Here is a 22,169-nt window from a genome sequence, read left to right as displayed (position 1 = left end):
CACGGCCCGCGGCGCGGCGTCAGAGCCAGCCGCGGCGTTTGAACAGCCGGTACAGCGACACCTCGATGATGACCATCACCGCCAGGATCACCGGGTACCCCAGGTCCCACTTCAGCTCCGGCATGTGGTCGAAGTTCATGCCGTAGACGCCGGCGATCAGGGTGGGGACGGCCGCCAGCGCCGCCCAGGCCGAGATCTTGCGCATGTCGTCGTTCTGCCGTACGCCCATCTGCGCGAGGTGGGCGGAGAGAATGTCCGACAACAGCCGGTCCAGGCCCTCCACCGACTCGTTGGCGCGGGTGAGGTGGTCGTCGACATCGCGGAAGAACGGCCGGGCGTGCGCGTGCACGAACGGGACGCCGGGGTTCTGGAGCCGGGCCATCGGCTCCGCCAACGGGCCGGTCGCCCGGCGGAATTCGAGCACCTCGCGCTTGAACGCGTAGATCTCGGCGGCGGTGTTCCGGGTGTCCCGGCCGCGTACCGGAGCGAATACCTCCGCCTCCAACTCCTCCAGATCCAGCTGGAGTTCGGCGGCCACGTCGATGTAGTGGTCCACCACCGCGTCGCTGATCGCGTACAGCACCGCCCCCGGGCCGTGCCGCAGGATCTCCGGGTGCTCCTCCAGCCGGTGCCGCACCGCCGCCAGCGGGCTGGCCTCACCGTGCCGGACGGTGACGACGAACGCGTCGCCCACGAACACCATCAGCTCGGACGCGGTCACCGTGTCCGCCTGGTCGTTGTAGGTGACCGGTTTCAGCACCATGAACAGCGAGTCGTCGTAGACCTCCAGCTTGGGCCGCTGGTGCGCCTTGAGCGCGTCCTCGACGGCCAGCGGGTGCAGCGCGAATTCCGACCGGACGCGCGCGAACTCCTCCTCCGTCGGCTCGTACATCCCCAGCCACAGGAAGGAGTGCCCCTCGGCCCGCGCCTCTTCCAGGGCGTGCGAGAAGTCGGTCGTGCACTCGGTGCGACGGCCCTCCCGGTAGATGGCACTGTCGACGATCACACCGGCATTCTCGCGCGTTGCCCGGCTGCCTGCCAGGAAGGCGCCCGGCCACCTGCCGGGAAGGCGTACCGGGAACGTAGGGTGGCGGTCATGCCCACGCTGATCCTGGTGCGGCACGGCCGCTCCACCGCCAATACCGCCGGGGTGCTCGCCGGGCGGGCGCCCGGAGTCGCACTCGACGAGCGCGGCGCGGCCCAGTCCGCCGAGCTGCCCGCACGGCTGGCGCAGGTGCCGCTGACCGCCGTCGTCTCCAGCCCGCTCCAGCGCTGCCGGGAGACCCTGGCGCCGCTGCTGGAGGCCCGGCCGTGGCTCACGCTGCACGTCGACGACCGGATCAGTGAATGCGACTACGGCGAGTGGTCCGGCCGGAAACTCGCCGAACTGAGCGACGAGCCGCTGATGGAGATCGTCCAGCAGCACCCGTCCGCGGCCGCCTTCCCCGGCGGAGAGTCGATGCGCGCGATGCAGGCCCGTGCGGTGGACGCGGTACGGGACTGGAACGCCCGGATCGAGGAGGCGCACGGCCCCGAGGCGACCTACGCCATGTGCTCGCACGGCGACATCATCAAGTCCCTGGTCGCCGACGCCCTGGGCATGCATCTCGACCTCTTTCAGCGGATTTCCGTCGAGCCCTGTTCGGTCACCGCGATCCGCTACACCCGGCTGCGCCCCTACCTCGTCCGGCTCGGGGACACCGGGGACTTCGGATCGCTCGCGCCCCGGGACGAAGGGGGTGCCGCGGCGGCCGAGCGGGACGCGGCAGTCGGCGGTGGTGCGGGAGCAGCGTGATCAGTCGGCGCAGTAGGGTGGTGCGACGGCGCTGCCCGCCACGCCCCTGCGATCCGCGCAGTGACCGCAGGACGTGCAGTGACCGCAGTGACCCCGCAGTCGAGCAATCGGAGCAGGACGTTGTCCCGTCAGGTGTTCTTCTACGACGCGCCGGACCGCTTCGTGGCCGGTACGGTCGGGCTGCCTGGCCGCCGTAGCTTCTACCTCCAGGCCACCGCGGCCGGCCGCACCACCAGCGTCGTCCTGGAGAAGACTCAGGTCGCCGCCCTCGCCGAGCGGATCGACGAACTGCTGGACGAGGTCGTCCGGCGCAGCGGCGGCAACGCCCCGGTGCCCGCCGTCTCGCCCACCGAGCTGTCCGACACCGCGCCGCTGGAATCGCCGGTCGAGGAGGAGTTCCGGGTCGGCACGATGGCGCTCGCGTGGGACGGCGAGGACGAGCGGATGATCGTCGAGGCCCAGGCCCTGGTCGAGCTGGACGCGGACAGTGACGAGGACCTCGCCGACGCCGAGGAGCGGCTGCTCCAGGACGACGAGAACGGCCCCCCGATGCTGCGGGTGCGCCTCACCGGAACCATGGCCAGGGCGTTCGCCAAGCGGGCGCTGGAGGTCGTCAACGCCGGCCGCCCGCCGTGCCCGCTGTGCAGCCTGCCGCTCGACCCGGAGGGACACGTATGCCCGCGCCAGAACGGATACCGGCGGGACGCCTGAGCGCCATGGAGTCCGCCGCAGAGCCCGCCGCGCCGCTGCCCGGCCCCGCCCGGCCGCAGGACCCGTCGGCGGCCGCGCCGGAGCCCGCCGGAAACCCGTCGGACGCGCTGCTCGCCGAAGGGGAGCTGACCGTCCGCGGCCGCATCGAGGAAGCCTCCAACGCGGTGCTCTACTGCACCGTCGCCTACGACGGCCACAGCGCCGCCTGTGTCTACAAGCCCATCGCCGGTGAGCGCCCGCTGTGGGACTTCCCCGACGGCACGCTCGCCCAGCGCGAGGTCGCCGCGTACGAGGTCTCCCGGGCCTGCGGCTGGGACCTGATCCCGCCGACGGTGCTGCGGGACGGCCCGTACGGCACCGGCATGGTCCAGGAGTGGATCGAGCCGCCGGAGAGCAGCGACGAGGTGCCCGAGCTGCTGGCACTGGTGGAGGACGAGGAGCCGGGGCCCGGCTGGAAGGCCGTCGGGCTCGCCCAGATCGGTGAGGGCCGCACCGCGCTGCTGGTGCACGCCGACCATCCGCGGCTGCGGCGGCTCGCGGTGCTCGACGCGGTGATCAACAACGGTGACCGCAAGGGCGGCCATCTGCTGCCCGGCGCCGACGGGGAGTTCTTCGCCATCGATCACGGTGTGACGTTCAACGCCGAGGACAAGCTGCGCACCCTGCTGTGGGGGTGGGCGGGGGAGCCGCTGACCGACGAGGCGCTGGAGGTCCTGCGGGGCCTGGAGCGGGAGCTGGCGGACGGCCGGCCGCTCGCCGCCCGACTGGCCGAACTGATCACGGACGCCGAGACCGAGGCGCTGCGGGCGCGGGTGGCGGGGCTGCTGCGCAGCGGCCGGCACCCGGAGCCGAGCGGCGAATGGCCCGCGATCCCCTGGCCGCCCGTCTGATGCCCGTCTGATGCCCGTCTGATCCGCCGGGAATCCGTGCCGTGGCGACGGGGCGCTTGCACGTACGGCCGTCGAACACAAGACCGCCTTTCCGGCCAGACCTCCGGTCCGGTTCGTATGCGGAACATCCGTCCGGTTACGCTCAAGGCATGCATGCATGGCCCGCTTCTGAGGTCCCCGCCCTGCCTGGCCAGGGCCGCGACCTGAGGATCCACGACACCGCGACCGGCGGACGGGTAACCCTCGACCCCGGTCCCGTCGCCCGTATCTACGTCTGCGGCATCACGCCCTACGACGCCACCCACATGGGGCACGCGGCGACCTACAACGCGTTCGACCTGGTTCAGCGCGTGTGGCTCGACACGAAGCGTCAGGTGCACTACGTACAGAACGTCACCGATGTCGACGATCCGCTGCTGGAGCGGGCCGTGGCCACCGGCGACGACTGGACGGCACTCGCCGAGCGCGAGACCGCCCTCTTCCGCGAGGACATGACGGCCCTGCGGATGCTGCCGCCCCGCCACTACATAGGCGCCGTCGAGTCGATACCCGGCATCGTCCCGCTGGTGGAGCGGCTGCGTGACGCCGGCGCCGCCTACGAGCTGGACGGTGACATCTACTTCTCGGTCGCCTCCGACCCGCACTTCGGCGAGGTCTCCGGGCTGGACGCCGAGGCGATGCGGCTGCTGTCCGCCGAGCGCGGCGGCGACCCGGAGCGCGAGGGCAAGAAGAGCCCGCTCGACCCGATGCTGTGGATGGCGGCCCGCGACGGCGAGCCGAGCTGGGACGGCGGCTCGCTGGGCCGCGGCCGGCCCGGCTGGCACATCGAGTGTGTCGCCATCGCCCTGGACCACCTCGGCATGGGCTTCGACGTCCAGGGCGGCGGCTCCGACCTCGCCTTCCCGCACCATGAGATGGGCGCCTCGCACGCCCAGGCGCTCACCGGTGAGCACCCGTTCGCCAAGGCGTATGTGCACGCCGGGATGGTGGCCCTGAACGGCCAGAAGATGTCCAAGTCCAAGGGCAATCTCGTCTTCGTCTCCACGGTGCGGCGCGACGGCACCGACCCGGCCGCGATCCGGCTGGCGCTGCTCGCGCACCACTACCGGGCCGACTGGGAGTGGACCGACGCCGTGCTGGCGGAGGCCGAGGAGCGGCTGGCACGCTGGCGGGCCGCCGTCTCCCGTCCTGACGGTCCGTCCGCCGACGCCCTCCTGGCGGAGATCCGTACGGCCCTCGCCGACGACCTGGACTCCCCGGCCGCCCTCGCGGCCGTGGACCGCTGGGCCGCCGCGCAGCAGGACGGGGGCGGCACCGACGAGGGCGCCCCCGGTCTCGTCTCCCGCGCGGTCGACGCACTGCTCGGCGTGGCCCTGTAACGACCCGTCAATCCGACCCTCAGGGGCGCTTCCGCCGGCCGGTGGAAGCGCCCCTTTCTCCTTGCGGCTGCGGGGACTTGCGGTTCGGGGGAGGTCCGGGAGGTCGGGAGGGGAAATGCCAGGGGCGCCGTACCGGCCCGCAGGCCGTCCGGCGCCCCTGGCATAACGGGGAGTTGTGTCCCCGGCGCTCAGCTTCCGCTGCTCTCCGAGCCGTCCTCCGGCCCCGGGCAGTCGGCCGGGTCCGTGCCGCCCGCGGCATCCGGGCTCTCCGATGTGTCGTTGCCCTTGGCCGTGTCCTTCGGTCCCGTCGCCGTCTCGTCGCCGGTCTTCGGCTCGCGGGGCTCCTTGGAGACCGGGCGGGGCGGACGGGTGCGGCCGCTGGTGGTGTCGCGGAGGTAGGAGCTGTCGCGGCCGTCGGCCGGCCCGCCCTCGGTCGCGACGCCCGGACCGGACTGCGGGTCGCGGCGGCGCAGATAGCGCTCGAACTCGCGGGCGATGGCCTCGCCGGACGCCTCCGGCAGATCCGCGGTGTCCCGCGCCTCCTCCAGCGACTGCACGTACTCGGCGACCTCGCTGTCCTCGGCGGCCAGTTGGTCCACGCCCAGCTGCCAGGCGCGGGCGTCCTCGGTCAGCTCGCCCAGCGGGATACGGACGTCGAGGAGGTCTTCCAGGCGGTTGAGCAGAGCCAGGCTGGCCTTCGGGTTGGGCGGCTGGGAGACATAGTGCGGCACCGCGGCCCACAGGCTCACCGCGGGGACACCGGCATGGGTGCACGCCTCCTGGAGGATGCCGACGATGCCCGTGGGGCCCTCGTAGCGGGACTCCTCCAGATCGAGCCGGGCGGCCAGGTCCGCGTCCGAGGTGACCCCGCTGACCGGCACCGGGCGGGTGTGCGGGGTGTCGCCGAGCAGCGAGCCCAGCACCACCAGCATCTCCACACCCAACTCATGGGCGAAGCCGAGGATTTCGTTGCAGAACGAGCGCCAGCGCATGCTGGGCTCGATGCCGCGGACCAGGACGAGGTCGCGCGTGCGCCCCTTGCCGTTCTTGTCGCCGACACGCACCACGGAGAGCCGGGTCGTCGGCCAAGTGATCTTGCGTACCCCGCCGTCCAGGAAGACGGTGGGGCGGTTCACCTGGAAGTCGTAGTAGTCCTCCGCGTCCAGCGCGGCGAAGACCTCGCCCTTCCATTCCCGGTCGAGATGGGCGACCGCGGCGGAGGCGGCGTCGCCGGCGTCGTTCCAGCCTTCGAACGCGGCCACCATGACCGGGTCGATCAGCTCGGGTACCCCCTCGAGCTCGATCACCCAGCGCCTCCTTCCGACCGGTCCGGCCGCCTGGGGCGGCTGCCGGCAGCAGTTCCATTACGTGCGATCCCAAGACTACGGCGTCCGCGGCGCCGGTCCGTAGCCCCTTTGCAGGAAGGGCCGGCGATTCATCCGACCTGTCCCGAGGGTCGTTGGCTCAACTTCCGTACGGGGTCTGGACGCGGTCTCACGCGCGGGTCTATACATCGGATGTCCGGCAAAGGTCCGATGTTCTTCCGCAACATCCCAGGGGGCATGCGCATGGCAGGGACCGGCACCGTCACCGAGCTGGAGGTCCACGACGTCCGCTTCCCCACCTCGGAGCAGCTGGACGGCTCGGACGCCATGAATCCGGACCCCGACTACTCCGCCGCCTACGTCGTCCTGCACACCGACGGCGGACCGCCGGGCCACGGCCTCTGCTTCACCATCGGACGCGGCAACGAGGTCATGGCCGCCGCGATCCGCTCCCTCGCGCCCTACGTCGTCGGCCGCCCCGCCCCCGCCACCGCCGCCGATCTCGCCGCCCTGCACCACGACCTCACCCACGACTCCCAGCTGCGCTGGCTCGGCCCCGAGAAGGGCGTGATGCAGATGGCGGCCGGGGCGCTGGTCAACGCCGCCTGGGACCTGGCCGCGCGCCGGGCGGGGCTGCCGGTGTGGGAGTTCCTCGCCGCGCTGACCCCCGAGGAACTGGTCTCGCTCGTCGACTTCCGCTACCTCTCCGACGCGCTGACCCCCGACGAGGCGCTGGCCCTGTTGCGCGCCGCCGCACCCGGCCGCGCCGCCCGCGCCGCCCGTCTCAAGGCCGAGGGCTACCCCGCGTACACCACCTCGCCCGGCTGGCTCGGCTACGACGACGGCAAGCTGGTACGGCTGGCCAGGGAGGCGGTGGCCGACGGTTTCGGCCAGATCAAGCTGAAAGTGGGCGCCGACCTCGACGACGACAAGCGGCGGCTGCGGCTGGCCAGGGACGCGGTCGGCCCCGGCGTACGGATCGCCGTCGACGCCAACCAGCGCTGGGACGTGGCCGAGGCGGTCCGCTGGATGACCGCGCTCGCGCCCTGGACCCCGCACTGGATCGAGGAGCCGACCAGCCCCGACGACGTCCTCGGGCATGCCGCGGTGCGCTCCGGACAGCCCGTGAAGGTCGCCACCGGTGAACACGTCGCCAACCGGGTGGTCTTCAAACAGCTGCTCCAGGCCGGCGCCGTGGACTTCGTACAGATCGACGCGGCCCGGGTCGCCGGGGTCAACGAGAACCTCGCGATCCTGCTGCTGGCCGCGAAGTACGGGGTGCCGGTGTGCCCGCACGCGGGCGGGGTGGGGCTGTGCGAGCTGGTGCAGCATCTGGCGATGTTCGACTACGTGGCGGTGTCCGGGAGTTGGGAGGACCGGGTCATCGAATACGTCGACCATCTGCACGACCACTTCAGCGACCCCGTCGTCATCGACCGCGGCCGCTACCGCGCCCCGACCGCGCCCGGCTTCTCGGCCCGGATGAAACCCGGGTCCCTCGCCGCCCACCGCTTCCCCGACGGGCCCGTCTGGCGTGCCCGTCAGCGGCCGCGGCACCCCCACGGCGAACAGGAGGTCTCCGTATGAGCGACCGACCGCGGACCGGCCACCACCCGGCCGACTTCGAGGGGATGGCCGCCCTCGTCACCGGCGGCGGCTCCGGCATCGGGGCGGCCACCGCCGCGCTGCTGCTGGCGCGCGGCGCGCGGGTCGCCGTCCTGGACCGGGACCCGGCCGGTGCGCCCGCCGGGGCGATCCCGGTCACGGCCGATGTGACCTCCGACGCCGCCGTACGGGCCGCCGTCGGCGAGGCGGTGGGGGAGCTGGGCGCCCTGCACACCCTCGTCGGCAACGCCGGGACCGGCGCCATCGGCACCGTCGAGGACAACGACGACGCGGAGTGGGGCCGGGTTCTGGACGTCAATGTGCTGGGGCTGGTGCGCACCGCCCGCGCCGCGCTGCCGGCCCTGCGCCGCACTGCGGCCGGCGCCCCGGGCCGGGTCTCCATCACCCACACCTGCTCCATCGCCGCCACCGCGGGCCTGCCGCAGCGCGCGCTGTACGCCGCCAGCAAGGGCGCGGTGCTCTCCCTGACCCTCGCGATGGCCGCCGACCACCTCCGCGAGGGCATCCGCGTCAACTGCGTCAACCCGGGCACCGCCGACACCCCGTGGGTCGGCCGCCTGCTGGACCACGCCGACGACCCGGCCGCCGAACGCGCCGCCCTCCACGCCCGCCAGCCGATGGGCCGGATGGTCACCGCTGAGGAAGTGGCCGCCGCCATCGCCTCGTTGGCGTCCCCGTCCGCCTCCGGCATCACGGGAACGGCACTGGCGGTGGACGGGGGGATGCAGGGGGTGAGATTGCGGGGGGACACGTGAACCGGGCTGCCGGGGAGAGCCGTAGGAGCCGCACACCACGACCGAGGGATCAACCATGAGATTGCGTACGACCGGCGCGGCGGCCTGTGCCGCGGTGCTCGCCATCGCCGCGCTCGCCGGCTGCAACCGCGGCAGTGACACCGCGGGCGGCAGGATCGGCATCGATCTGCCCCGTACGGACACCGACTTCTGGAACTCCTACCAGCAGTACCTGGAAAAGGACCTGGACCACGGCGGCCCGGCCGCGCTGCCGCTGTCCAACTCGCAGAACGACATCGCCAAGGTCGTCTCCAATGTGCAGGCCCTGACCGACCAGGGCGCCAAAGCGATCGTGATGGCACCGCAGGACACCGGCGCCATCACCGCCGCGCTGCAACGGCTGGCGGAGAAGAAGATCCCGGTGGTGAGCGTGGACACCCGCCCCGACGAGGGCAAGGTCTACATGGTCGTACGCGCCGACAACCGCGCCTACGGCGAGAAGTCCTGCGACTACCTCGGCAGGCAGCTGCACGGCAAGGGCCGGGTCGCCGAACTCCAGGGCGACCTCAGCTCGATCAACGGGCGGGACCGCTCCGAGGCGTTCGCCGCCTGTATGAAGAAGAAGTTCCCCAAGATCACCGTGCATGAGCTGGCCACGGACTGGAAGGGCGAGGTCGCCTCCGGCAAACTCCAGAGCCTGCTCGCCCAGCACCCGGACCTCGACGGCATCTATATGCAGGCCGGCGGCGCCTTCCTCCGGCCCACGCTCGCCCTCCTGGAGCAGAAGAAGCGGCTCGAACCGGCCGGCTCCGACGGGCACATCACCATCATCTCCAACGACGGCATCCCGGACGAACTGGACGCGATCCGGGCCGGCACGATCGACGCCACCCTCTCCCAGCCCGCCGACCTCTACGCCAAGTACGCGCTCTACTACGCCAGGGCCGGACTGGCCGGAAAGACCTTCCGGCCCGGACCGACCGATCACGGCTCCACCATCGTGAAGATCAGGAACGGTCTGGAGGACCAGCTGCCGGCGCCCCTGGTCACCAAGGACACCGTCGACGACAAGAAGCTGTGGGCCAATCAGCTAGAGAAGAAGTAGCGCCGTGGAGACCCACGACCGGGCGGCGGCGGTGCACGCCGAGGGGATCGTCAAACGCTACGGGCCCACCGTCGCCCTGGACGGCGCCCGGCTGACCGTACGGCCCGGCGAGGCGCACGCCCTCGTCGGCCGCAACGGCGCCGGGAAATCCACCCTGGTGTCCGTCCTGACCGGCATGGCACGCCCGGACGCCGGCCGGGTCACCTTCGGCGGCGCACCGGCGCCCGGCTGGGGCGACACCGCCGCCTGGCAGCGCAAGGTCGCCTGCGTCTACCAGAAGTCGATGACCGTGCCGGAGCTGACCGTCGCGGAGAACCTCTACCTGGGCCGCTACCAGGGCACGCGGACCATCCGCTGGCGGGCGCTGCACACCCGCGCCCGCGAGCTGCTCGCCGAATACGGCGTCGAGGTCGACACCGCCGCCCGGATCCGGGATCTCGGCGTCGAGCAGCGGCAGTTCGTGGAGATCGCCCGTGCGCTGTCCGGCGGTGCCCGGCTGATCATCCTCGACGAGCCCACCGCCCGGCTCGACGCGGGCGGCATCGACCGGCTCTTCGCCAAACTGCGCGGGCTGCGCGCCCAGGGCGTGGCCTTTCTGTTCATCTCGCACCACCTCCAGGAGGTCCACGAGCTCTGTGACACCGTCACCGTCTTCCGTGACGCCCGGCAGGTGCTGACCGCACCCGTCCCCGGGCTGGCCAAGGAGGCGCTGGTGGCGGCGATGACGGGGGAGGAGACGGCCGCCGTACGGAAGCCCCGGACGGGCGTGCGTCCGACGGGCGAGCCGGTGCTGCGGACCGAAGCCCTGGCCCTCGACGGGCATTTCGCGCCGCTCGACCTGACCGTACGGGCCGGGGAAGTGGTGGGGCTCGCGGGCGCCACGGCCGGCGGGGGCACCGCGATCGGCGAGACCCTGGTGGGGCTGCGGACGCCGGACGCGGGGCGGATCGCGGTGCGCGGCCGCCCGGTCCGTACGGGCAGCGTCCCGCACGCCCTCGACGCGGGCATCGGCTATGTCCCCGAGGACCGGCACCGCGAGGGGCTGATCCCGGGCCGCAGCGTCGCCGAGAACGCCACCCTCACGGTCACCGGCAGGCTCGGGCCGATGGGCACCGTACTGCCCTCCCGGACCCGGGCGTTCGCCCGCCGGATGATCGCGGCACTCGACATCAGGACCACCGGGCCCGGCCAGCCGGTGTCCGGGCTCTCCGGCGGCAACCAGCAGAAGGTCGTGATCGCCCGCGCGCTGGCCCGTGAGCCCGCGGTGCTGGTCGCGATCCGGCCCACCAACGGCGTCGACGTCAAGTCCAAGGACGCGCTGCTGGGGGTCGTACGGGAGGTCGCGGACGGCGGCAGCGGCGCCGTGATCGTCTCCGACGAGCTGGACGATCTACGGGTCTGCGACCGGGTACTGGCCGTCTTCCACGGCCGGGTGACCGCCGAATTCCCGGCCGGCTGGCGCGACCACGAACTGGTCGCCGCGATGGAGGGGGTGGCCGCCGGCGGCCCCGGCCCGGGTGACCCGCCCGGCGTGGACGGCGGCCGGGACGCCGCACCGGGCCCACCGGACACGGAAGGAACGGAAGGAACCGCGCCATGACCGAGACCGCAACGCCGCCGGCCGCCGACGCGGTGGACCGGCCGCCGCCGCGCCGCCGGCCCTGGACCGGACCAGCCCGCTGGCGGGACTTCTCCCTGGTGCCGGTGATCTTCGTACTGGGCGTCATCGGCTTCATCGTGTCGCCCGCGTTCCTCACCCAGGACAACCTCATCGGCGTCATCCAGCAGTCCACGGAACTGGGCCTGCTGGTGCTCGGCGAGGCGCTGATCCTCATCACCGGGCGGATGGATCTCTCACTGGAATCGACCATCGGCCTGGCGCCGGTGCTCGCCCTGTGGCTGGTGATGCCCGCCCACGGCACCCGCTTCGCCGGGCTGGAACTCTTCCCCGCCTGGACGGCGATCCCGCTCTGTCTGGCCGTGGGCGCGGCGGTCGGCGCCGCCAACGGCTTCCTCATGCTCACCCTGCGGGTCAACGGCTTCATCGCCACCCTCGGCATGCTCACCATGCTCCGCGGTCTGCACGTGGGGATCTCCGAGGGCCGGTCCATCGGCGACGTACCGGAGTCCTTCGCCTATCTGGGCAAGGCCGACTGGCTGGGCATCCCGGCCGCCGTCTGGATCTGCCTCGCCCTCTTCGCGCTCGGCGGCGCGGCCCTGGGCTACCTCCGGCACGGGCGGGCGCTGTACGCCATCGGCGGCAACCCGGAGGCGGCCCGCGCGGCCGGTATCCGGGTGGACCGGCTCACCTGGATCGTGCTGGCCCTCGGCGGGGTGCTCGCCGCCTTCGCCGGGATTCTCTACACCGGCCACTACGGCGCGGTCTCCGCGAGCCAGGGCAACGGCTGGATCTTCCAGGTCTTCGCCGCCGCGGTGATCGGCGGGATCGGCCTCAAGGGCGGCCGGGGCACCCTCTTCGGCGCGCTCACCGGCGTCCTGACGCTCCAGCTGGTGATCAATGTGATGACGCTGGGCGGGGTGCCACCGCTGTGGACCCAGTTCCTCAACGGCATGATCATCATCGTCGCGCTGGTCATCTCCCGCTTCACCAGCGGCGAGAAGCAGGACTGAGCGCCCGCTGCCATGCGCTATCCGCCGTACGGACCAAGGGAGTTGGGGCACACCGGCGTCACCGTTCCGCCGCTGGGGCTGGGCTGTGCCCCGCTCGGCAACCTCTACCGTGCCGTCCCGGAGGCGCGGGCGCGCGAGGTCGTCCGCACCGCCCTCGCCACCGGCGCCGGATACTTCGACACCGCCCCCCACTACGGCGTGGGCCTGTCCGAGGAGCGCCTCGGCCGGGCACTGCGCGGCCGGGACCGCGCCACCTACACCCTCTCCACCAAGGTCGGCCGCCGGCTGCGGCCGCTCGCCCCGGGGGAGCGGGCGGCGGGCGAGGGCTTCGTGGGCACCCCCGCGCGGGCCCGGGTGTGGGACCTCTCCCGCGACGGCATCCGGGCCACGCTCGACGCGTCCCTGACCCGGCTCGGGGTGGACACCGTCGACATCGTCTATCTGCACGATGTCGAGGACCGGCTGCGCGAGGTGTACGAGACCGGCTTCCCCGCCCTTGCCGAGCTGCGCGCACAAGGGGTGGTCCGGGCCATCGGGTTCGGCATGAACCACAGCGATGTGCTGGCCCGCCTGGTCGCCGACCTCGATGTCGATGTGGTGCTGTGCGCCGGCCGCTGGACCCTGCTGGAGCGCACCGCCCTCGACACACTGCTGCCGGTCTGCGCGCGCCGCGGCACCTCGGTGGTCGTCGGCGGCGTCTACAACTCCGGTCTGCTGGCCGACCCGTCACCCGGCGCGCCCTACAACTACGCACCGGCGCCTGCCCCGGTGCTCGACCGTGCGCGTCAACTTGCGTCCGTCTGCGCGGAGTTCGATGTTCCGCTCAAAGCGGCGGCGCTCCGCTTCCCGTTCGGGCACCCTGCCGTCGCCGCGGCCGTGGTCGGAGCCGCCACACCGGACGAAGTGGCCGAGAACGCACGGCTGTTCACCCATCACCTCCCCGACGCGCTGTGGCATACGCTCGTCGCCCGCGGCCTGCTCGACCCCGATCTGCCGCTGCCCCTGAACGACTGAGCGATGCCCGGAGCGCGCCCCTGATGCGTATCGACGCCCATCACCACCTGTGGGACCTCAGCCGGCGCGAACAGCCCTGGATGGACGGGCCCTGGGCCGATCCGATCCGCCGCAGCTACGGCCTGTCCGACCTCACCCCGCATCTGACCGGGCACGGCGTCGACGGCACCGTCCTCGTCCAGTCGTCGTCCTCGTACGAGGAGACCGCCGAACTGCTCACCCTCGCCGCGGGGGAGGGCCCGGTCACCGGCGTCGTCGGCTGGGCCGACCTCCGCGACCCGGCGCTCGCCGAGGTCCTCGCGGCGCTGCCCGCCGGTCTGGCCGGCATCCGGCACCAGGTGCAGGACGAACCGGACCCCGACTGGCTCACCCGCCCGGACGTGCTGCGCGGCCTGGCCGTCCTGGCCGACGCCGGGCTGGTCTACGACCTGCTGGTCACCCCGCGCGAACTGCCCGCCGCGCACACCGCGGTACGCGCCCTGCCCCAGCTGGCCTTCGTACTGGACCATGCCGCCAAACCGCCGGTCGTCACGGGGGAGTGGCAGCCGTGGGCGGACGCCGTCACCGCCCTCGCCGCGCTGCCGAACGTCAGCTGCAAACTGTCCGGGCTGGTCACCGAGGCCGACTGGGACGCCTGGCGGCCGCAGCAGATCCTGCCCTACGCCCGGCACGTCCTGGACGCCTTCGGCCCCGGCCGGGTGATGTTCGGCTCCGACTGGCCGGTGTGCACCCTGGCCGCCGGCTACGAGGACGTGGTGGCGCTCGCCGAGGCGGCCACCGGGCAGCTCTCGGCGGCGGAACGGTCGGACGTCTTCGGAGGGACGGCCGGGCGGGTCTACGGGGTCGGGGTGCCGTCGGAGCCGGAGCCGGGACCGGGACCGGGACCCGAGCCGCCCCGCCGCTGACATGGCGTCCGGATTCCGCCAGCCCCGGCTCCCGCCGCGCCGGAAGATCGAGTCGTACCGCGGAGAAACCCCGCGACCCGGTGCGCCCCGTACGGAAGCCACGGCATTCCGCACGGCCGCGCCCGGCCACGACGACTCGATACGAAGGTGATGACGATGACGGCGACGGTGCTGACGGAGACGACGGCGGCGGCGCACGGCCCCCGGCCGCTCGTCGGCAAGGCGGCCCTGGTGACCGGCGGCAGCCGGGGGATCGGCCGGGCGATCGCGCTGCGGCTGGCCGCCGACGGCGCGGCGGTGGCCCTGACCTTCCGGAGCGGGCAGGACCAGGCCGACCAGGTGGTCAAGGAGATCGAGCGGGCCGGCGGGCTGGCCTGGGCGGTACGGGCCGACAGCGCCGAAGCGGAAGAGATCCGGGCCTCGGTGGCCGGTGCCGTCGACCGGTTCGGGCGGCTGGACATCCTGGTGAACAACGCGGGCATCGGCGTGCTCGGACCGTTCGAGGGCCTCTCCCTCGACGATGTCGACCGGGTGCTGTGGACCAATGTCCGGGCGCCGTTCCTGGCGGCGCAGGCCGCGGCGGCGCATCTGACCGAGGGCGGGCGGATCATCTCCATCGGCAGCTGTATGGCCGAGCGGGTCGCCTTCCCCGGCGGCACCCTCTACGCCACCAGCAAGGCCGCGCTCACCGGTCTGACCAAGACCCTGGCCAAGGAGCTGGGGCCGCGCGGCATCACCGCCAACCTCGTGCACCCGGGCCCGATCGACACCGATATGAACCCCGCCGACGGCGAGAGCGCGGCGATGCAGGCCGGGCTCACCGCGCTGGGGGTCTACGGCCGGGGCTCGGATGTCGCGGCGACCGTGGCCCATCTGGCGGGCGACGGCGGACGGTACATCACGGGCGCCTCGATCGCGGTGGACGGCGGCTTCGCGGCCTGACCGGGGGCGCGGCCCGACGTGGGGCGCGGCCGGATGCGGTGGCGGGCGGCTGAGCTGGCCGGGCGGCTGCGGTGGTCGGCCGGATGCGGCGCCGCCCGGGCCAGGCCCCGTATACCGGCCGGTCTCACAGCGAGGCGCGCAGCCACTGCTCCACGCTCGCGATGTGCACGGTCGCCCAGGCCCGCGCCGCCTCCGCGTCCCGGTCGCGCAGCGCGCCGAGGATCGCCCGGTGCTCGGTCAGGGTGCGGGCCACCGCGTCCTTCTGCGTCAGCCCCCGCCAGACCCGGGCCCGGGTGGTCGGCCCGGACAGTCCCTCCAGCAGTGAGCAGAGCACGGAGTTTCCGGACGCCGCGACGATCCCCCGGTGGAACTCCAGATCGCAGGCGACCAGATCCTCGACCGAGGGGCTCGGCCCCAGCGCGTCCAACTGGGCCTCCAAGGTGTCCAGTTCGCCCGTCCCGATCCGGCCGGCCGCCATCGCCGTGGCGGCCGGCTCCAGGATGCGGCGGACGGCGAGGAACTCCAGCACCGTGTCGTCGCGGTGGAAGTCCACCACGAAACTCATGGCCTCCAGCAGGAGTTGCGGATCGAGGCTGGTGACATAGGTGCCGTCGCCCTGGCGCACGTCCAGGATGCGGATGAGGGAGAGCGCGCGCACCGCCTCGCGCAGGGAGTTGCGGGACAGTCCGAGCTCGGCCGCCAGCTCGCTCTCCTTCGGCAGCCGGTCGCCCGGCCGCAGCGCCCCGGAGACGATCATGCCCTTGATCTTCTCGATGGCCTCGTCGGTGACCGCCATGCCGACCTCCCCGCTGGACCCGCCCGGATGCCGCCCAGACATCCGATGTCTGGCCGCCCATTATGACCGGTGCCGCCGGCCCCAGCCCTTCCCGTACGCGGCCCAGTCCTCGTCCGTGGCGGCGAAGTCGACATACAGCGCCATACCGAACCTCCGGCGGCCCGGCTCCTCCCGGGTCAGCCCCAGACGTATGCCCCGCACCGCGGCCCGTACCGTCTCCGCCGAGGCGTGATGGCCGACGCTCTCGGTGTGGAAGAACGGCAGCCCCATCAGCAGATCGGTGTGCGGCCCCGTCGCCGCCAGCGCCAGCCGGGTCTGCTGCGCCACATAACCGCCGTAGAGGCTCTCGGCCGGCAGCCCGGTGTCGTACGACATCAGCGCGATCTGGTCGACCCGGCGCGCCACCTGCCCGAAGAACCGCTGGGATATCCACTTGCGGTGGCCCGTCAGCGCACCGCTGACGGTGTGCAGTCCGGGCAGCGGGTCGATCTGGTGGACGGCGACGGAGAGCACCGCACCCCGGCCCCGGACCGCCGGCCCGAGCCGGTCCAGCAGCCGCAGATAGTCGGCGTTGCCGGAGTGCAGCGGCTCCAGATCGAGATGGACCCCGGCGAACCCGGCCGCCAGCACCTGACGGGCGCTCGCCACGATCGCCGCACGGGCCGCGGCGTCCGACAGCCGGAGCCCGCCGCGCTCGCCCGGCTCGTAGACCAGCCGGTCGCCCAGCCAGGCGTGCACCCGCACCGACGGCAGCGCGCGGTGCAGCGCGGAGATCAGCCGGCCGGCCCGCGGATAGGCCTTACGGGCGGGCGGCAGGGTGCCGTCGTGCTCCAACGGCCCGGCGTGGACGTACAGATCACGGATGCCGGTGCCCTGGATGCGGCGGCGCAGCGCCGCCACGTCGGAGGCGTCCCGCCGGCCGTCCACCCAGGCATGCCCGAGCCAGAGCGCGTCGCGCCCACGGGTACTGGCCTCCGGAGCGGCCTCGCCCGCGTACTGGGCGCGCAGCGCGGTCCCCGCCAGCGTCACCGGCAGCACGATCAGCACCGCGACCGTCCAGGCCGCCCACTTCACCGCCCGCCGCCACCGTGGCCGCGCCTGTGTCGTCCCCCGCCGCCGCATACCGGACTTCCCCCGTTCCGGAACCCCCGTTGATTCCTGCGCACATCATCGCAGCCGCCACTGACAGTCACCGCCGATGGCCGCCCCGCCCCGCTCCGCACGCGGATATGACGATGGGGCGGCCCCGTGGCCCGCCCCATCGTCACGCGCTGCACACGCCGTGGCGTGCCGTCAGTCGCTTGCAGCTGCTTTCAGCCGTGCTGTGCCGGCGTCAGCCCGCCAGCATGTCCTTCACCTTGGCCCGGACGTCCTCCGTGTCGAGGCCGCGGATCATCAGGGTCGTACGGCGGCGCAGCACATCGTCGACCGTCTCGGCCCACTCGTGGTCGCGGGCGTAGGCGACCTGCGCCCAGATCTCCGGGGCGTCGGGGTGGATGCGTTCGGCCAGCGCCGGGTTGTCGTTCGCCAGCCGGGCGATGTCGAAGGACAGCGAGCCGTAGTGGGTGGCGAGGTGCCGCGCGGTCTCCGGGGCCATCCGCGGGCCGGGGGTGCCGCCGTCGACCAGCAGCCGGTGCGCGACCGCGTTCGGGTTGGCGATACCGGGCAGCGGGAGCTTCTTCGGCAGATGCGCGATCGGCTCCATGTCCTCGGCCAGCGGGTGGCCGGGCAGCGCGGCGAGCTTGTTCATGACCGTACGGCCGATGTGCCGGAAGGTCGTCCACTTGCCGCCGGCGACCGACAGCATGCCGCCGCTGCCCTCGGTGACGACCGTCTCGCGCTTGGCCTTGGAGGTGTCGCCGGGGCCGCCGGGCAGCACCCGCAGACCCGCGAAGGAGTACGTGATCAGATCGCGCGACAGCTGCTGGTCACGGACGGAGAAGGCCGCCTCGTCCAGGATCTGGGCGGTGTCCTTCTCGGTGACCGCGACATCCGCCGGGTCGCCCTCGAACTCCTCGTCCGTGGTGCCCAGCAGCAGCATGTCCTCCCAGGGGAGGGCGAAGGTGATGCGGTACTTGTCGATCGGGGTGGCCAGCGCCGCCTTCCAGGGCGCGGTCCGCTTGAGGACCAGGTGCGCGCCCTTCGACAGCCGGATGGAGGGGGCCGCGTTCGCGTCCTCCATCTTGCGCAGGTGGTCCACCCACGGGCCGGTGGCGTTGAGGACCAGGCGGGCGTTGACCCCGAACTCCTCGCCCTCCATGCGGTCCTTGAGCTCCGCACCGGTGACCCGGCCCTGGGTGAAGCGCAGTCCGGTGACCTCGGCGTGGTTGAGGACCGTGGCGCCGGCCGCGGCCGCCGCACGGACGGTCATCAGGGCCATCCGGGAGTCGTTCATCTGGTCGTCGCCGTACACGGCCACGGCCTTGAGGTTGTCCGTCCGCAGCTCCGGCACGTCGCGCGCCGCCTTGGCCGGGGATATGACATGGCCGACGCCGTCGCCGAACGCGGACAGCGCCGAGTAGGCGAAGACGCCCGCGCCCAGCTTGGCGGCGCCGTGCGGGCCGCCCTTGTAGACGGGCAGGTAGAAGGTCAGGGGGTTGGCGAGGTGCGGTGCCACCTGGCGGGACACCGCACGACGCTCGAAGTGGTTCTCCGCCACCAGCTTGACCGCGCCGGTCTGGAGGTAACGCAGACCGCCGTGCAGCAGCTTGGAGGAGGCGGAGGAGGTGGCGCCGGCGAAGTCACCGGCGTCCACCAGGGCAACCCGCAGTCCGGCCTGTGCGGCGTGCCAGGCGGTGGAGATGCCCAGGATGCCGCCGCCGATCACCAGGAGGTCGTATGTCGCCTTGGAAAGCTGCTCCCGAGTCTCGGCGCGGCTCGCGTGCGAACCATTGGCCGGGTGCGTCCCGAGTGCCGGGACGCTCTGCAGGGTGCTCATGTTTACTCCTCGTCCTCGATCCAGCCCATGGTCCGCTCGACGGCCTTGAGCCAGCTCTTGTACTCGCGGTCACGGGTGGCCGCATCCATCCGGGGGGTCCACTCGGCGGCCCGGCGCCAGTTGGCGCGCAGTTCGTCGGTGCTGGACCAGAAGCCGACGGCCAGTCCGGCCGCGTAGGCAGCGCCGAGGCAGGTGGTCTCGGCGACCATCGGGCGCACCACAGGGGCGTCCAGGAAGTCCGAGATGGTCTGCATCAGCAGGTTGTTGGAGGTCATCCCGCCGTCGACCTTGAGCGCGGTCAGCTCGACGCCGGAGTCCTTGGTCATGGCGTCGGTGATCTCGCGGGTCTGCCAGGCGGTGGCCTCGAGTACGGCGCGCGCGATGTGCGCCTTGGTGACATAGCGGGTCAGGCCCGCGATGACGCCGCGCGCGTCCGAGCGCCAGTAGGGGGCGAACAGGCCGGAGAAGGCCGGCACGAAGTACGCGCCGCCGTTGTCCTCGACCGTGCTGGCCAGGGTCTCGATCTCGGCCGCGCTGTTGATGAGCCCCATCTGGTCGCGCATCCACTGGACGAGCGAGCCGGTGACGGCGATGGAGCCTTCCAGGGCGTAGACCGGCTGCTGGGCGCCGATGCGGTAGCCGACCGTGGTCAGCAGTCCGTTGTACGAGTTGACCGGCTCGTGGCCGGTGTTCATCAGCATGAAGGTGCCGGTGCCGTACGTGGACTTGGCCTCGCCCTGCTCGAAGCAGGTCTGGCCGAACAGCGCGGCCTGCTGGTCACCGAGAGCCGAGGCGACCGGCACACCGGCCAGCACACCGCCGGCCGTGCTGCCGTAGACCTCGGCGGACGACTTGATCTCCGGCAGCACGGCCGCCGGGATCTCCATCGACGCGAGGATCTTCGGGTCCCACTCCAGGCGGTGGAGGTTCATCAGCATGGTGCGCGAGGCGTTGGTGACGTCGGTGACGTGCACGCCGCCGTCGACCCCGCCGGTCAGGTTCCAGATGACCCAGGAGTCCATGGTGCCGAAGAGGATGTCGCCGCGTTCGGCGCGCTCGCGCAGGCCCTCGACGTTGTCGAGCAGCCAGCGGATCTTCGGGCCCGCGAAGTACGAGGCCAGCGGCAGACCGGTCTCCCGGCGGAAGCGGTCCTGGCCGACGTTGCGGCCGAGCTCCTTGCAGAGCGCGTCGGTGCGGGTGTCCTGCCAGACGATCGCGTTGTGGACCGGCTCACCGGTGGTGCGGTCCCACATCACGGTGGTCTCGCGCTGGTTGGTGATACCGATCGCCTTGACGTCGGCGGCGGTCAGCCCGGCCTTGTGAACGGCGCTGTCGACGACCTGCTGGACGTTGGTCCAGATCTCGGTGGCGTCGTGCTCCACCCAGCCCGGCTTCGGGAAGATCTGCTCGTGCTCCTTCTGGTCGACCGAGACGATCCGGCCGTCCTTGTCGAAGACGATGCAGCGGCTGGACGTGGTGCCCTGGTCGATGGCCGCGATGAACGGGCCGTGCCCGTGGGAGGCGGTGCTGGGGGTGTCGCTCATGGTGTGCTCCAAGAAGTCTGTGCGGGCGGAGTCGGGGCGGTCAGGCGGCTCAGGCGAAAGCCACCTGGTAGATACCACCGGCGATGGCTCCGCCGATCAGCGGGCCGACGACCGGGACCCAGGCGTAGCCCCAGTCTGAACCGCCCTTGTTCCGCAGCGGCAGAAGTGCGTGCACGATGCGCGGGCCGAGGTCACGGACCGGGTTGATGGCATATCCGGTCGGACCGCCCAGCGACAGACCGATACCGGTGACGACCAGCGCGACCAGGAGCGTGCCGATGACGCCGACGCCCTTGCCGTTGTCGCTCAGACCGAGCGTGAGGATCGACAGCACGAGCACCGTGGTGGCGATGATCTCGGTGGCCAGGTTCTGCACCGCGTTCCGGATCTCCGGGCCGGTGGAGAAGATGCCGAGCACCGGTCCGGCCTTGGGAGCGGCGGTCGGGTCGACCAGGCCCTCCTCGGTGGTGTGGTCGGCCAGGACCTCGGGGTCACTCAGATGGGCCTGGAACTGCCCGAGGTAGGTGACCCACACCAGCACCGCGCCGATCATGGCGCCGAGCATCTCGCCGGCGAAGTAGACCGGCACCTGGCTCCACTCGATGCCGCCCTTGATGGCGACACCGATGGTGACCGCAGGGTTGAGGTGTGCGCCGGACTTCGCGGCGATGTAGGCACCCGTGAGGACGGCGAAGCCCCACCCGAAGGCGATGGCGACCCATCCGGCGTTGAACGCCTTGGAGCGCTTGAATGTGACGGCGGCGCAGACGCCACCGCCGAGCAAGATCAGAACAGCGGTACCGATGGTCTCGCTGATGAAGATGTCGGAGCTGGACACCCGCGACTCCTTTGTCCTTCGTCCAGGGGAAGGCGAACCCCGGGTCCCGTCCGGTGGTCCGCGCCCTCCTAGAGGGCGGTGGTCGGCCCGCGGCAATGCCCCACCATAGCGAATATTGCCGTTAGGTGTTCGACAATGCCGACCGACGAACGGCAGTTTTGTTCACCGGTAGAACCCCGTCAAGGGTTCCGTGGCGAAAAACTTAGGTGAACTTATGGGGTGAATCCGGTCAGAATCGCCCTGCACCAAGATCACGGGATACGGCGCGTGCGCAATCCCTCACGGCAGCGATGATTTCCGGCCGCAGTTCGCCGTCATTACAGACCCGCTCCACCGCCCCCGTGATGCCCACCGCGCCCACCGGCATCCGCCGCCGGTCATGGATCGGAGCGGCCACCGAGGCCACGCCCTCCCAGGTCTCCTCCACGTCCGCGGCCCAGCCGCGGGCCCGGGTCAGGTCCAGCAGCCCCTCGATGTCGCCCAGCCCGGTCACCGTGCGCGGGGTGATCGCCTCCCGCTCCGCCTCGACGATCTCGCTGTGCGCGACCGGGTCGTAGGCGCACAGCACCTTGCCCAGCGAGGTGCTGTGCAGCGGGTGCATCGCGCCCACCTCCAGCACCTGCCGGCTGTCGTCAGGACGGAAGACGTGGTGGACGATCAGCACACCCTGCTGGTGCAGCACGCCCAGGTAGACCGCCTCACCGCTGGAGCGGGCCAGGTCGTCGGTCCATACGAGGGCGCGGGCGCGCAGCTCGTGCACGTCCAGGTAGCTGTTGCCCAGCCGGAGCAGCTCCGCGCCCAGCTGGTAGCGGCCGGAGGCGGCGTCCTGCTCGACGAAGCCCTCCTGCTGGAGCGTGCGCAGGATGCCGTGCGCGGTGCCCTTCGCCAGTCCCAGCGAGGAGGAGATGTCGGAGAGCCCCAGCCGCCGTTCCCCTCCTGCGAGCAGCCGCAGCATCGCTGCGGCGCGCTCCAGCGACTGGATGGTGCGTGCCATCG

The 22,169-nt window shown here is 72.2% G+C and carries 20 protein-coding genes; 12 read left to right on the top strand and 8 right to left on the bottom strand.

Going from position 1 to position 22,169, the window contains the following annotated elements; all coding sequences use genetic code 11:
- Nucleotides 1–19 precede the first annotated feature (19 nt).
- Nucleotides 20–1,006 carry a magnesium/cobalt transporter CorA gene (corA, locus tag QT196_RS08605; RefSeq protein ID WP_168478354.1) on the bottom strand — a complete coding sequence of 329 codons (987 nt, stop codon included), beginning with the start codon at nt 1,004–1,006 and terminating at the stop codon, nt 20–22.
- 90 nt (nt 1,007–1,096) lie between these two features.
- Between corA and QT196_RS08600 the strand changes: the two genes are divergently transcribed.
- The 4 genes from QT196_RS08600 (at nt 1,097) to mshC (ending at nt 4,775) form a co-directional block, all read left to right on the top strand.
- Nucleotides 1,097–1,795: a histidine phosphatase family protein gene (locus QT196_RS08600; RefSeq protein ID WP_085927054.1), complete on the top strand. Its 699-nt coding sequence runs from the start codon at nt 1,097–1,099 to the stop codon at nt 1,793–1,795.
- 120 nt (nt 1,796–1,915) lie between these two features.
- Nucleotides 1,916–2,506, top strand: coding sequence for a DUF3090 domain-containing protein (locus QT196_RS08595; protein ID WP_168483635.1), 591 nt, complete (start codon nt 1,916–1,918; stop codon nt 2,504–2,506).
- Between the two features lie 5 nt (nt 2,507–2,511).
- The gene (locus QT196_RS08590; protein WP_290354683.1) at nt 2,512–3,396 is read left to right on the top strand and encodes an SCO1664 family protein; all 885 of its coding nucleotides are present in this window, start codon (nt 2,512–2,514) and stop codon (nt 3,394–3,396) included.
- Between the two features lie 149 nt (nt 3,397–3,545).
- Nucleotides 3,546–4,775: a cysteine--1-D-myo-inosityl 2-amino-2-deoxy-alpha-D-glucopyranoside ligase gene (gene mshC, locus QT196_RS08585; protein ID WP_266735943.1), complete on the top strand. Its 1,230-nt coding sequence runs from the start codon at nt 3,546–3,548 to the stop codon at nt 4,773–4,775.
- Between the two features lie 188 nt (nt 4,776–4,963).
- Here mshC and QT196_RS08580 read toward each other — a convergent pair whose 3' ends face one another.
- Nucleotides 4,964–6,082 (bottom strand): PAC2 family protein, encoded by a 1,119-nt coding sequence (locus QT196_RS08580; protein WP_168478351.1) that lies wholly within the window; start codon nt 6,080–6,082, stop codon nt 4,964–4,966.
- Between the two features lie 261 nt (nt 6,083–6,343).
- Between QT196_RS08580 and QT196_RS08575 the strand changes: the two genes are divergently transcribed.
- The 8 genes from QT196_RS08575 (at nt 6,344) to QT196_RS08540 (ending at nt 15,057) form a co-directional block, all read left to right on the top strand.
- Nucleotides 6,344–7,687, top strand: a complete 1,344-nt coding sequence (locus QT196_RS08575) for an enolase C-terminal domain-like protein (RefSeq protein WP_168478350.1) — start codon at nt 6,344–6,346, stop codon at nt 7,685–7,687.
- Entirely contained in the window at nt 7,684–8,481 is a 798-nt protein-coding gene (locus QT196_RS08570; RefSeq protein ID WP_266735946.1) for an SDR family oxidoreductase, read from the top strand. The genes QT196_RS08575 and QT196_RS08570 overlap by 4 nt, the downstream gene beginning before the upstream one ends.
- A 55-nt stretch (nt 8,482–8,536) precedes the next feature.
- Nucleotides 8,537–9,565 carry a sugar ABC transporter substrate-binding protein gene (locus tag QT196_RS08565; RefSeq protein WP_290354682.1) on the top strand — a complete coding sequence of 343 codons (1,029 nt, stop codon included), beginning with the start codon at nt 8,537–8,539 and terminating at the stop codon, nt 9,563–9,565.
- A 4-nt stretch (nt 9,566–9,569) separates the two neighbouring features.
- Entirely contained in the window at nt 9,570–11,165 is a 1,596-nt protein-coding gene (locus QT196_RS08560; protein ID WP_168478347.1) for a sugar ABC transporter ATP-binding protein, read from the top strand.
- Nucleotides 11,162–12,196 (top strand): ABC transporter permease, encoded by a 1,035-nt coding sequence (locus QT196_RS08555; protein ID WP_168478346.1) that lies wholly within the window; start codon nt 11,162–11,164, stop codon nt 12,194–12,196. The genes QT196_RS08560 and QT196_RS08555 overlap by 4 nt, the downstream gene beginning before the upstream one ends.
- A 12-nt stretch (nt 12,197–12,208) precedes the next feature.
- On the top strand, nt 12,209–13,210 hold the full coding sequence (locus QT196_RS08550; RefSeq protein ID WP_266735949.1) for an aldo/keto reductase: 1,002 nt from the start codon (nt 12,209–12,211) through the stop codon (nt 13,208–13,210).
- Between the two features lie 23 nt (nt 13,211–13,233).
- A complete protein-coding gene (locus tag QT196_RS08545; RefSeq protein WP_290354681.1) occupies nt 13,234–14,115 on the top strand; it encodes an amidohydrolase family protein in 882 nt (293 codons plus the stop codon).
- A 150-nt stretch (nt 14,116–14,265) separates the two neighbouring features.
- Nucleotides 14,266–15,057, top strand: a complete 792-nt coding sequence (locus QT196_RS08540; protein ID WP_211117317.1) for a 3-oxoacyl-ACP reductase family protein — start codon at nt 14,266–14,268, stop codon at nt 15,055–15,057.
- 124 nt (nt 15,058–15,181) lie between these two features.
- On the opposite strand, the gene QT196_RS08535 is transcribed toward QT196_RS08540, so the two are convergent.
- From QT196_RS08535 to QT196_RS08510, 6 genes are all read right to left on the bottom strand, one after another.
- On the bottom strand, nt 15,182–15,853 hold the full coding sequence (locus QT196_RS08535) for a FadR/GntR family transcriptional regulator (protein WP_168478343.1): 672 nt from the start codon (nt 15,851–15,853) through the stop codon (nt 15,182–15,184).
- 60 nt (nt 15,854–15,913) lie between these two features.
- Nucleotides 15,914–16,975 (bottom strand): hypothetical protein, encoded by a 1,062-nt coding sequence (locus QT196_RS08530; protein WP_290354680.1) that lies wholly within the window; start codon nt 16,973–16,975, stop codon nt 15,914–15,916.
- Nucleotides 16,976–17,186: 211 nt separating this feature from the next.
- A complete protein-coding gene (locus tag QT196_RS08525) occupies nt 17,187–18,791 on the bottom strand; it encodes a glycerol-3-phosphate dehydrogenase/oxidase (RefSeq protein ID WP_168478341.1) in 1,605 nt (534 codons plus the stop codon).
- A 2-nt stretch (nt 18,792–18,793) separates the two neighbouring features.
- Nucleotides 18,794–20,335 carry a glycerol kinase GlpK gene (gene glpK / locus QT196_RS08520; protein WP_290354679.1) on the bottom strand — a complete coding sequence of 514 codons (1,542 nt, stop codon included), beginning with the start codon at nt 20,333–20,335 and terminating at the stop codon, nt 18,794–18,796.
- A gap of 49 nt (nt 20,336–20,384) precedes the next feature.
- The gene (locus QT196_RS08515; RefSeq protein WP_168478339.1) at nt 20,385–21,173 is read right to left on the bottom strand and encodes an MIP/aquaporin family protein; all 789 of its coding nucleotides are present in this window, start codon (nt 21,171–21,173) and stop codon (nt 20,385–20,387) included.
- 229 nt (nt 21,174–21,402) lie between these two features.
- Nucleotides 21,403–22,167, bottom strand: a complete 765-nt coding sequence (locus tag QT196_RS08510) for an IclR family transcriptional regulator (protein WP_290354678.1) — start codon at nt 22,165–22,167, stop codon at nt 21,403–21,405.
- Nucleotides 22,168–22,169 lie beyond the last annotated feature (2 nt).

The sequence above is a fragment of the Streptomyces sp. P9-2B-2 genome, assembly GCF_030406865.1.
GTDB lineage: Bacteria > Actinomycetota > Actinomycetes > Streptomycetales > Streptomycetaceae > Streptomyces > Streptomyces platensis.
This window is presented reverse-complemented; position numbering and strand designations above follow the sequence as displayed.